Annotated in this window: 7 protein-coding genes; all 7 read left to right on the forward strand. The window is 36.0% G+C overall.

The annotated features are described in order from the left end of the window. Positions 1 to 114: 114 nt before the first annotated feature. The 7 genes from LB888_RS10370 (at position 115) to topA (ending at position 13,044) form a co-directional block, all read left to right on the forward strand. The gene (locus LB888_RS10370) at positions 115 to 3,450 is read left to right on the forward strand and encodes a DNA polymerase III subunit alpha (protein ID WP_318752861.1); all 3,336 of its coding nucleotides are present in this window, start codon (positions 115 to 117) and stop codon (positions 3,448 to 3,450) included. 205 nt (positions 3,451 to 3,655) lie between these two features. Further along, the gene (pfkA, locus tag LB888_RS10375) at positions 3,656 to 4,630 is read left to right on the forward strand and encodes a 6-phosphofructokinase (protein ID WP_318752862.1); all 975 of its coding nucleotides are present in this window, start codon (positions 3,656 to 3,658) and stop codon (positions 4,628 to 4,630) included. Positions 4,631 to 4,668: 38 nt separating this feature from the next. Beyond that, positions 4,669 to 6,429 carry a pyruvate kinase gene (gene pyk / locus LB888_RS10380; RefSeq protein WP_318752863.1) on the forward strand — a complete coding sequence of 587 codons (1,761 nt, stop codon included), beginning with the start codon at positions 4,669 to 4,671 and terminating at the stop codon, positions 6,427 to 6,429. Between the two features lie 1,825 nt (positions 6,430 to 8,254). Beyond that, positions 8,255 to 9,124: a ribosome biogenesis GTPase YlqF gene (gene ylqF / locus LB888_RS10385; protein ID WP_318752864.1), complete on the forward strand. Its 870-nt coding sequence runs from the start codon at positions 8,255 to 8,257 to the stop codon at positions 9,122 to 9,124. Further along, positions 9,117 to 9,905 (forward strand): ribonuclease HII, encoded by a 789-nt coding sequence (locus LB888_RS10390; protein ID WP_318752865.1) that lies wholly within the window; start codon positions 9,117 to 9,119, stop codon positions 9,903 to 9,905. Before ylqF ends, LB888_RS10390 begins: the two co-directional genes overlap by 8 nt. A gap of 46 nt (positions 9,906 to 9,951) precedes the next feature. Continuing rightward, a complete protein-coding gene (gene dprA / locus LB888_RS10395; protein WP_318752866.1) occupies positions 9,952 to 10,851 on the forward strand; it encodes a DNA-processing protein DprA in 900 nt (299 codons plus the stop codon). A 132-nt stretch (positions 10,852 to 10,983) separates the two neighbouring features. Beyond that, entirely contained in the window at positions 10,984 to 13,044 is a 2,061-nt protein-coding gene (gene topA / locus LB888_RS10400; protein WP_276648975.1) for a type I DNA topoisomerase, read from the forward strand. Positions 13,045 to 13,125 lie beyond the last annotated feature (81 nt).

Below are 13,125 nucleotides of genomic sequence, written 5' to 3' on the forward strand. Positions count from 1 at the left end.
AAACGGGTAGTAGTTCTATAATAATTTGTCGATTAGCAACAAAATTATTCAGTTTTGCTCCCTATCAAAGTATAGTATAATAGAATTAAATTGTTAAAAGAAAGGAGGATGGCAATGTTATTAAATGTACAAACAGCTTATTCATTATTACAAAGTACCTTACGTCTTGACCAGTATGTTCAACAAGCTAAACAATATGGTTATCAACACATCGGTATAGCTGATATTAATAGTTTAATTGGCGTTGTTGAATTTTATCAAGCAGCAAAAGCGCAGGATTTAACTCCAATGATTGGCATGACCATGAAAACTCATGGATTAATTCGAGAAGATCGAGAATACAAAGTACTTTTATATGCTAAAAATTACAAAGGTTATCAAGAACTGATTGCCTTATCCAAAAAATTGTCACAAGAAAATTTAGGGCTACATGAACCATGGAGTTTTTTAAAAGAGCATACCAAAAATTTAGTGCTGATTTCAACTGGTAGTGAATCAGAATTAGAGGAGTTTTTACTAGCGGGCGATTATGGATCGGCCGAAAAAGTAGTCCGTTTGTGGCGTGAAATAATCGGATATGAGAATGTTTATTTTGGCATTGCTGCCTATCCTTATAATCCAAAAGATGTGGCATTATATACTAAATTTGCTCAGTCACATCATTTGACAATGGTAGCTAACCAAAAAGTAAATACATTAGAAGCCAAAGATTTATTTAGTTTGAAAGTATTGGAAGCTATCGATCAAGCCGAAACGATAGAATTGTCATTAAGAGAGATGAAAGGACATCATTTTCTATATCCGTTAGACGAATTAAGAACTATGTATCAATTAGCGAAAATACCGGATGTTATGGAAAATACCCAGCAATTAATCAATCAACTTCAATTTGATATTCCCCTTGAACAGGCCTTCTTACCGAAATTTAAAGTACCAGCCGGCTATGATGCGGATGCTTATTTAAAAACTTTAGTAGAAGATTCGATGAAGGAAAAAGGTCTCTTTGAAAACCGGGCTTATATCGATCGTGCTCAGTATGAATTATCCATTATATCGCAGATGGGATTTAGTGATTATTTCTTAATCGTGTGGGAAATTATGGATTTTTGCCAGAAAAATAATATTCGGGTAGGTCCAGGGCGAGGATCAGCAGCTGGTGCATTAATCAGTTATTTATTGGGTATTACCTTTGTTGATCCCTTGCAATACGATTTACTATTTGAACGTTTCCTCAATCCTGAACGCTATAATATGCCGGATATCGATTTGGATATTCCTGATAACAAACGTGACTTAGTATTAAAACATATCGAAGAACATTATGGTCATTCTCAAGTGGCTCAAATTGGGACACTGGGAACATTTGGCGCCAAACAAGCGGTGCGGGATACTTTAAGAGTATTAGGTGCGTCAACACAAGAGATGAGTCAATGGTCTCGTTCAATACCGACGGAATTAAATATAACGTTAGAACGCGCCTATACCATCTCCGCTAAATTACGAGAAATTGTACAAATGAATGAGCAAAATCGTGCCATTTTTCAAGTAGCTTTAACATTAGAAGGATTACCACGTCATATGTCAACCCACGCAGCGGGAGTTATTATTCATGATGAACCACTTGAACAAATAATACCAGTTATGGAACGATCTAACCAAATGATGTTATCGCAATTAACGATGCATCATGTTGAAAAAGTAGGTCTCTTAAAAATGGACATCCTCGGATTAAGAAATTTATCCCTGCTTGACGATATTTTATTAAATATTAAGCGAACACATGGTCAAACATTAGATGTTTATCAATTTCCGATGAATGACGAAGCAACATTGGCTTTATTCAAAACGGCCGATACCAATGGCGTTTTCCAATTTGAGTCGGAAGGGATAAAAAATGTCTTACGTAATTTACAACCAAGTGAATTTGAAGATATAGTCGCCGTCAATGCCTTATTTAGACCGGGTCCGATGCAACAAATTGATGAATATATCAAACGTAAAAAACAGCAAGTACCCGTTGAGTATTTACACCCTCTGTTGGAACCGATCTTAAAATCAACCTATGGTATTATCATTTATCAAGAACAAGTCATGCAGATTTGTCAACAACTAGCCGGTTTTACCTTGGGACAAGCCGATATTTTACGTCGCGCAATGGGTAAAAAACAAGCTGATGTTATGCAAAGAGAACAGGCACATTTTATTGAGGGTGCCCAAGAACGTGGCATCGAATCAGATTTAGCTCAAAAGATTTATCATTATATTGAAGCCTTTGCCAGTTACGGGTTCAATCGATCCCATGCGGTTGTTTATTCTACATTGGCCTATCAGTTGGCTTACTTAAAAGCACATTATCCTTTAGAGTTTTACCAAGCGATCTTGAATCAAGGACGTTCCAATTTAAATAGTTTTGTGGATTATATCGAAGAAGCAAAAAGGCGTTTAGGTAAAATTTTACCGGTTGATATTAATCGCAGTTTTCGTGGAGTGACGATTGAAGAGGATGGATTAAGAATCGGCTTTGAAAGTATTAAAGGCCTTCGACGTGAAATGATTACTCATATTTTAGATGAGCGTAAATTGGAGGGTAATTATCAAGATTTATTTTCGTTTTTAGGACGCTTACCGAAGAAATGGCAAAAACAAGAACTGATTGAAAATCTAGTTCGAGCGGGAGCTTTTGATAGCTTTGGTTATAATCGTGCGACTATTTTTTATAATTTACCAAGTTTCCTACAAAGTATCGAATATAGTGGCTTAAACCTTAACTTATTTGAAGCGATAGAACCAAAAGTGGACATACAGGAAGAATGGTCTCAGACAAAAACAGCCACAGAAGAAAAAGAAGCTTTAGGTTTTACACTGGCACCACATCCTTTAGAACAGTATCAAGCACAGTTAGCGGCGTTAGACGATTTAAACATGCTTTATCAAATGAAAATCAAACGTAAATTAAAGACGATTATTTTTGTACAAGATATACGAGTAATTGAAACTAAAAAAGGGGATGAGATGGCCTTTGTCACGGCGGATACTGGAAAAAATGAAGTATCGCTAGTCGTATTCCCCAATGTTTATATACGTAGAAGTCGCTTGATACAGCCCCATGCCATCTTATATATGGAAGGGACAGTTGATCGTAGCCGTCGAGGCGAAATGCAAGTCATTGTGAATCATTTGGCACCAGTAGACGAGTATGTCACTGTAGATGAAAAGCCAAAATCGATGGGCAAATGTTTTATTCGTCTGACAGGTAATATTGACCTAAAAGAAGTAGTTGAATTTGTCAAAAAACTAGCGACAGAAAATCCTGGTCCATGTAACATTATTTTTGTGACGGAAGATAAACAGACTTGGCAATTAGATGATACCTATCAAATCGGGTTTGGACAAAGCGTTCAAATGGAATTAGAAAACCGTCTAGGCAAGCAAAATATAGCTTTTCGTTAAGACGATTTGATTGATTTTATGAAGTGTTTATGAAAACCAACTCATTTTCACAAAAAGGCTGGTTTTGTAAATGTTTACATAAAAATAATTGAAAAATAAATCTTAATTTCTTGACAAATACATGACTTATATTAAAAAAAATGATACAATACCCATGAAGAGTCGAGTTGTGATTCTTGACAAAAAAATTGAGGTGAAGTTTTATATGAAACGTATTGCCGTTTTAACCAGTGGTGGCGATGCTCCAGGAATGAACGCAGCGATTCGTGCTGTTGTTGAACAAGGTGCTCACCATGGCATTGAAGTGGTAGGAGTAAACTATGGCTTTAAAGGTTTGGTTGAAGGAAACTTTAGAGAATTGACTGTTGCATACTGTCAAGATAAGATTCGCCGAGGTGGGACTTTCTTATATTCTGCACGTTTCCCAGAGTTCAGAGAAAAAGAAAACCAGCTTAAAGCTATCGAACAAATGAAAGCAAACGGTATCGAAGCTTTAGTAGCAATCGGAGGCGATGGTACTTTTACCGGAGCATTACAATTACAAAAACATGGCTATCCAATTATTGGTATTCCGGGAACAATTGACAATGATATTCCAGGAACAGAATATACGATTGGATTTGATTCTGCCGTTAATAATGCTTTAGATGAAATTGACAAAATTTCAGATACAGCATCTTCTCATAACCGTACTTTTGTGGTGGAAGTAATGGGACGTCATGCAGGAGATATTGCTGTTTGGGCTGGGGTTGCAACGGGTGCGGATGCAATTGCGATTCCTGAAGCAGATTTTGATATGAAGGATATTGTAAGACGTGTCCATTCTGGTCGTGCGAATGGTAAAGATCATTCAATGATTATCTTAGCTGAAGGCGTAATGGGTGTTGACGAATTTATCCATGGTTTCCAAAAAGTAGATCCTGGTATGTCAATTCGTGGTATTACTTTAGCCCACGTTCAACGTGGTGGTAGTCCAAGTGCCCGTGACCGTGTTTTCGCAACTTTAATGGGTGCACGTGCGGTTGACTGTTTAATTAATGGTCAAGCCGGTCTGTTTATGGGTGTGAAAGGTGAACAATTCGCAACTTTCGATATCATCGAAACTTTAGAGAAAAAATCACATGCTGTACGTCAAGATTTATACCAATTAAATCAAGATTTAACTGATAAAGCCAACTAACATTATCGCAAAGTTCAATTAAAAGGAGAAAAACATAGATGAAAAAGACTAAAATTATTTGTACTTTAGGTCCAGCAACTAATACACAAGATAAAATAGAAGCATTAATTAATGCCGGTATGAACGTTGCTCGTTTTAATTTTTCACATGGTAGCCATGAGGAACATTTAGAGCGTTTCAATGCTTTAAAAGCAGCGCGTGAAGCAACTGGTAAATTAAATACAGCAATCCTTTTAGATACTAAAGGACCAGAAATCCGTACAAATGATATGGAAAACAATGGCGTAGAATTAGTCCGTGGTAATACTATCCGTATTTCAATGACCGAAGTATTAGGAAATGCTGAAAAATTCTCAGTTACTTATGCTGATTTAATCAATGATGTAGCTCCTGGTAATCACATTTTATTAGATGATGGTTTAGTTGATTTATTAGTTACAGAAATCGACCATGAAAATGGTGAAATTGTAACCAAAATTGAAAATACTGGTGTGTTAAAATCTAAAAAAGGTGTTAACGTACCAAATGTTTCTGTTAATTTACCTGGAATTACAGAAAAAGACGAATCAGATATTCGTTTTGGTGTACAAAATGGAATCGACTTTATTGCAGCTTCTTTCGTACGTCGTGCAAGTGACGTTATGGAAATCCGTGCAATTTTAGAAGAAGAAGGCGACTCAAAAGTTAAAATCATTTCTAAAATTGAAAACCAAGAAGGTGTAGATAACATCGAAGAAATCCTAGCTGTTTCTGATGGTATCATGGTTGCGCGTGGTGACTTAGGGGTAGAAATCCCAACTCATGAAGTGCCAATCGTTCAAAAATACATCATTAAAAAATGTAACGAAGCAGGTAAACCAGTTGTAACAGCTACTCAAATGTTAGACTCAATGCAACGTAACCCACGTCCAACTCGTGCAGAAGCAGGGGACGTAGCGAATGCTATCTTTGATGGTACTGATGCGGTAATGTTATCTGGTGAAACAGCAGCAGGTGACTTCCCGGTTGAAGCCGTTACGACAATGGCTGATATTTGTGTTCGTACAGAAGCAGCGTTAGAAGGTCAAGATGCTTTTGCTTTAAAACGTTACGATCAATCAGACATGACCGAAGCAATTGGACAAGCAGTTGGTCATACAGCGCGTAATCTAGGTATTGAAATTATTGTAGCAGCAACATCTTCAGGTCATACAGCGCAAATGATTTCTAAATATCGTCCAAATGCAACTATCGTAGCAGCTACATTTGATGAACAAACAGCTCGTCGTTTATCAATTACTTGGGGTGTTAATGCACACGTGATTGAACGTCCGGCTTCAACAGACGAAATGTTCGATAATGCAACAGCTTTAGTTCAAGAAAAAGATTATGTTTCGGAAGGTGACCTAATCCTTATCACAGCAGGTGTACCAGTAGGTGAATCTGGAACAACAAACTTAATGAAGATTCAAGTTATTGGAACTCAATTAGCTAAAGGTGAAGGTGTTGGTAATGGACACTTTATCGGTAAAGCAGTTTTAGCAGAAGATGCAGAAACTGCTAACAAAAATGCTGTCATTGGATCAGTTTTAGTTGCTCGCACAACCGATAAAGACTATGCACCAGCATTAGAAAAAGTTGGCGCAATTATTACTGAAGAAGGTGGAATCACTTCACACGCAGCTATTATGGGGATTGAACGTGGTATTCCAGTCATTGTCTCAGCTAAAGAAGCTTTGGATAAAATTGCTAATGGTGAATTAATTACTGTTGATGCTCGTCGTGGAGTTATCTATCGTGGCGCTACAATTAGTATCTAATCAATTTAAATATAAATAGAGGGTCATCAGAACGATTGCTTTTTGAACCCAGCTAGAATAATCAGCTCGAACTTCGGTTCGGGCTATTTTTGAGATGTCAAATTAAGCTAGAAATAGATTTTTATGGTAGTGAAATTCAAGATAAAAAGTTGATGAAAAGAATTATAAACTTTAGAGCATGCTGAATATATTTTGGTGAATGTTAATCAGGGTAGTTATTTAATTCAAGAAATAAGTGAGACTACAATAATTAGAAATCAGTTTGAGACGAAATAAAAATCTATAGTTTTCACTATCAATCCTGAAGGCGAATTAATGACCTCTACTATAAAGCTGGACCATATAATCTAATTGGAATAAAGGATCCAAAAGTATATAACTTAAAATAATAACCTAGTCAAACAATTATGGGGGGAAAAACTCAGTAGAAGAGCCAATATATTATTTAAACAACAGTAGAAAATAATAATGGAATTGAATTACCTGCTACTGGTGATATGGTTACTATAATCTTCTCAGTTGTTGGCGAAATGCTGATTATTGGTTCAACAATTACAATCATAGTAATGCTACACAACCACAACATATCAGTATTTTAATGATGATACTTTACCTGGTGTCAGTTTAACTCAACATAATATTGGTAAATTTCTGCAAAATATATTATAAGTTTGATCGTGACGTGCGTGTCCATTATATACTTCCGAAAAATACTCTTTGAATATTAAAGAAAGTGGTATTAATAGATATTTTGGATTTATCGAAATATCATCGATCGAGCTCAATTCACCTGTATGAAGTATTTTTGAGGAATCATTACATAAAGGTGTCTCCAATATTGTTTGATGGAAAATAATTATACTACTCATTTTGGAAATCTAAACTAATTTAAACCTAATGAACCAATTATATTTACAAATTCGACAGGTCAAAATTTACTTAATTCGTATCGAATTATGATATTTTAATGATTCCAAAAATAGATTGTTTAATTGAAGTATATAATTGAAATCTAACATTATTCAGCTAAACTTTTTATATTCTGAGTCGTATTATTATCACAGTAAATAAAATCTAGATTAAATAAGAAATCAAATAAACTAATTTCTAGTTATCTATAGTGTTATTCTGATTTGAATTTGCCATAATAGAGCGAAGGTATAAACTTTATATAATCAGTCAAATTATTGATCCTAGTTAAACCGCAATGGTTGAGTGGCATCAACCTGCGTCTTAATGTTGCTGAGATTAATCTTGAAAAATTCAGTCAAATTAAGGAGCGTTAATTTATAGCGCAGTTGTTGAGTGGCATCAACCTGCGTCTTAAATAGTTTAGGCATAAAGTCGATAAAATCCATCGAGTTATTGGTCATTATTAAAAGCGTAGTGGTTAAGTGGCCTCAAACTGCGTCTTAAATAGTTTAGGCATAAAGTCGATAAAATCCATCGAGTTATTGGTCATTATTAAAAGCACAGTGGTTGAGTGGTCTAAATCTTCGTCTTAACGACTTGTTTGAGTCATACTCTACTGTGCGGGGGTGAACAGACAAAGCGAAAATTATTCAATTTTCTACTTCTGGTCTTCTCCCAATTGTGTGGGGGAACTGACGAAGTAAAAAATATTTAATTTTATACTTCTTATGCCAGTTCTTTTTTATCACTAAATCCATAATAAAGACAAATATACAAATATTTATCATAATCAAGACACTAATAAAGATAACCTTATCTCAGTTTAGTCAACTATCAGGACTATAATTTCAGATATAAATCAAGTTCTATTTATGGTACAATTGATGAGAATAATTGTAGAAAGGATGATAATGTGACTTCGAGTAATATCCAATGGTTTCCTGGTCATATGGCGAAAGCTAGACGAGAAGCAAATGAAAAATTAAACTTAGTTGATATTGTGATTGAATTGGTCGATGCACGTATCCCTGAATCGAGTCGTAATCCAATGATTGATGAGATTGTCGGTCAAAAACCACGTGTGCTAGTCTTAAATAAGGCTGATTTAGCAGATAAACGTATGACACAACAATGGATTGACCACTACCAAGAATTAGGTTTTCCAGCAGTGGCGATTGATGCGCAACACAATGTAGGGTTAAAACAGTTAATGAAACTCTGCAATGAGATAATGCAACCTTATTTTGAAAAGCAAAAAGCCAAAGGCGTTAAGCCACGTGCAATCCGCTTAATGATTTTAGGGATTCCTAACGTAGGTAAATCTACCTTAATTAATCGTTTTGTTGGTAAAAATCAAGCGATTACCGGTAATAAGCCTGGCGTTACCAAAGCACAACGTTGGTTAAAGATGGGGAAAGATTTTGAATTATTAGATACGCCTGGAATTTTATGGCCAAAATTTGAGGATCCGGCAGTAGGACAAAGATTAGCGATTACTGGTGCGATTAAGGATCAATTACTGCATATGGATGATATAGCGTTAGCTTTGATTGATATTATCCGCAATCGCTATGCTGATATTTTAATTGAACAGTATAAATTAACCGAGGAACAAGTACATGCTGAAACTAGTGTTAATCTTTTACTTGCCATGACAGAAAAAATGGGGTTGAAAGAAGATTATATGATGGCAGCTGAATGTTTTATTTTTGATTATCGTCAAAATAAATTAGGGCAATTAACATTGGACATTCCGTATCATGAGGTGTCATTTGATGACTAAATCTTTATCCATTCGTTCAATTAAAGAGTTAATCGACTCATTTCAAACAATAGAAGAATTGCAGGCGACCGATTTATTAAAAGATGAGCGAAAAGGTGTGCAAAAGTTAATTCAACAGTTTGAAAAACGTTTAGCACGAGAAGCTTTAGTTAAAGAAGAGCATTTACAACGCTTAAGTATTGAAAATAAACTTAGAGCACAGGGGTTTCAATATATTGCCGGTATTGATGAAGTGGGGCGTGGTCCTTTAGCGGGACCAGTCGTGACAGCAGCTGTTATTTTACCTGAAGATTGTGATGCCTTAATGGGTGTAAATGATTCTAAACAATTAAATCATGAAAAACGAGCACATTTTGTTGACTTAATCAAGGCAACTGCTTTAGCTTATTCTATCACAGTAACGTCTGTTGCAGAAATCGATCAATTTAATATTTATGAAGCTACTAGACGTTCAATGTTGGCGTCGGTTCAAAAACTAACCCTTCAACCAGATTTTTTATTATTAGATGCTATGAAAATTGATTCGCCTTTACCACAAGCTTCTATTATAAAAGGTGATCAACGTTCTTTAACGATAGCAGCCGCGAGTATTTTAGCTAAGGAATATCGTGATCAGTTAATGATTGATTATGGAAAAACATATCCAGAATTTGGTTTTGAAAAACATATGGGTTATGGTACCAAAACACATCTAGATGCTTTGGCTGAATTTGGTTATACTCCCATTCATCGCCAATCGTTTTCACCAGTAGCCCAAACGCTTAAAATTTATAACAAATGAATTTATTCATCCATGCGTATTTACTTATTAAGGAGAGTGAATACACATGGATTTATCTATTAAAGAGCAGATGATAGGACTAATATATACAGGGGTTAATTATCGTTCCCAAAAATGCTACTTGTCTTATTTATTTCAAGAACATTTACAACAAGAAGTTTTATCAATGAAAGAGATTTATCAAATTATTAAAATGTTAAGGCTTAGTAATCAATTTACGGATCAAAAAGTGATTGATTGGCAAGAGGCTGAATTGGCATATTTCAAACAATTAGCAAAATCGACGATTATTTTTGGTGAAGCGCATTATCCACGTCTATGGTATCAATTGGCGCAACCGCCTTTATTGCTCTTTTATCAAGGGGATTTGTCTTGTTTAACTCGTCCATTGGTATCAATTGTAGGGTCACGGCTGACCACTGAATATGGTCGAATGATGACAGAGTCATTAGTCGCGGCCTTTGCCAAAGAAGGTTGGGGTGTCGTTTCGGGCTTAGCTCGTGGTATTGATCGGATTGTGCATGAGACATCATTAGCTTATCATTCAAGGAGTACTGTCGCTTTGATTGCCAGTGGTCTTAATCGTACCTATCCGAGTGAACACCAACAACTTCAACAAACCTTAGCCAAAAATCATTTAGTAATTTCGGAATATTTACCGGATAGTCCGCCTTTAAAGCATCACTTTATTATGCGCAATCGCTTAATAGCGGGAATTTCACCGATTACTTGTGTGATGGAAGCAGCTCAAAAGAGTGGAAGTTTAATTACTGCTAATTATGCTTTGCAGTGTAACCGAGAAGTATTTGCTTTACCGGGGCGCGTGATTGATAAGCAATCTCAAGGCTGCAATCAATTAATTGCTAGTGGTGCGTATCCTATTTTAAATGTCTCTGAAACAGTGGCTGAAATCCGACAATTATTTAAGAATCAAAATTATTTTTAATATTTATATTTGACAACCTGTCTTCTTTCCGATAATATGGTTAACGATTTGAATCAAAAAATTACGAGTCAGTTTTTGACTATATAATAGAAGAAAAAATTCAAAAAGATTGAAAGAAAGGCAGGTGCGATAATGTCTACCTATAAAAATCTAGTCATTGTCGAGTCGCCAACAAAAGCGAAAACAATTGATCGCTATCTTGGAAAAAACTATAAAGTTGTTGCCAGTAAAGGTCATTTACGTGATCTACCTAAAAGTAAAATGGGTGTTGATATCGAAAATAATTTCGAACCTCACTATATTAGTATTAGGGGCCGCGGTGACACGATTAAAGAATTAAGAAAATTAGCGAAAAATTCTGAAAAAGTTTATCTTGCAGCCGACCCGGACCGTGAAGGTGAAGCCATTGCATGGCATTTATGCCATTTACTGAATTTAGACTTAGATGCAGAAAATCGAGTGGTTTTTAACGAAATTACGAAAGATACCGTTAAGGAAGCGTTCAAATCGCCACGTAAAATTAATCAGAACCTAGTAGATGCACAACAAGCTCGTCGTATTTTAGACCGTGTAGTAGGGTACTCTATTTCACCTTTATTATGGAAGAAAATTAAAGGGGGTCTATCTGCTGGACGTGTGCAATCAGCTACTCTAAAAATTATTATCGATCGTGAAAAAGAAATTCGTAATTTCAAACCGGAAGAGTATTGGAAAATTCCAGCAAAATTTAGTAAAGGTCGTCAAAAATTTGAAGCAGAATTTTACGGTATGGATGGTAAGAAGATGGATTTACCAGATGAAGCCGCTGTTGAACAAGTGATGAAACGTTTGGATGAAAAAGCACCTTTCAACGTCACCAACATTGAAGAGAAAGAGCGTTTACGAAAATCTTCACCACCTTTTACTACCAGTACTTTACAGCAAGAAGCATCTAATCGCTTGAATTTTAGAACCAGTAAAACGATGATGGTTGCCCAACAATTGTATGAAGGGATTACGATTGGACGTCAAACCGTTGGTTTAATTACTTATATGCGTACCGATTCAACGCGTATCGCACCTTCGGCACAGGCTGCCGCGTATGAGTTTATTCGTGATAATTATGGTCCACAATATAATGGTAAATCTAGAGCAACTAAAAATAGTAGTGGTGCTCAAGATGCCCATGAAGCCATTCGACCATCCAATCCAGCGATGACGCCAGACAGCATTAGTGATTCATTGACTAAAGATCAACTGAGATTGTATTCACTTATTTGGGCGCGTTTTATGGCGAGTCAAATGGCTGATGCAGTGTATGATACGATTCGTTGTGATATTGATCAAAATCAAGTTCAATTTAGAGCATCAGGATCACGCATCAAATTTGATGGTTTCTTGAAAGTGTATCCAAGTAAAGCGAAAGACAATTACTTACCAGAATTAACTATCGGTGACGAAGTAAAAGCTGTTGAGTTAGAACCGAAACAACATTTTACTCAACCTCCAGCACGTTTTAATGAAGCAAGTTTAATTAAGACATTAGAGGAAAAAGGAATCGGTCGTCCGTCAACTTATTCACCTACAATTGAAACGTTACGCAAGCGTTACTATGTTAAGATGGTTGCGAAACGGTTTGAACCGACTGAATTAGGTGAGATTGTGAATGATGTGATGTCAGAGTTCTTCCCACAGATAGTCGATACCGACTTTACCGCAGAAATGGAACATGAATTGGATTCAATCGAAGAAGGTAAAGAACAATGGGTCAATGTGTTAAGTAAGTTTTATGGTGATTTCGAAACGGATTTAACAAAAGCCGAATCAAAAATTGAAAAGATTGAAATCAAAGACGAACCAGCCGGGTATGATTGTCCAGAATGTGGCAATCCAATGGTCGTTAAGATTGGTCGTTATGGTAAATTCCATGCATGTAGTAACTTCCCGGATTGCCGTCATACCGAAGCAATCGTGAAGAAAGTTGGCGTAAAATGTCCTCTATGTCACGAAGGTGAAATCATTGAGCGACAATCGAAGAAAAATCGTATCTTCTATGGATGCGACCGTTATCCTGCTTGTGAGTTTGTCTCTTGGGACAAACCAATTGCACGTAACTGTCCAAAATGTGACCACTACCTTGTAGAAAAAACGACTCGTAAAGGTCGCGAAGTAAAATGTAGTAACTGTGATTACCAAGAAGAGGTAGAATCATAATATTAATCAAAAAGCAGTCAAGCAAATGGAAAATTAATCCATTGGCAGACTGCTTTTTTATGTTATAAAAGGAGTCAAAAT

Source organism: Globicatella sp. PHS-GS-PNBC-21-1553 (assembly GCF_033564055.1).
Lineage (GTDB): Bacteria > Bacillota > Bacilli > Lactobacillales > Aerococcaceae > Globicatella > Globicatella sulfidifaciens.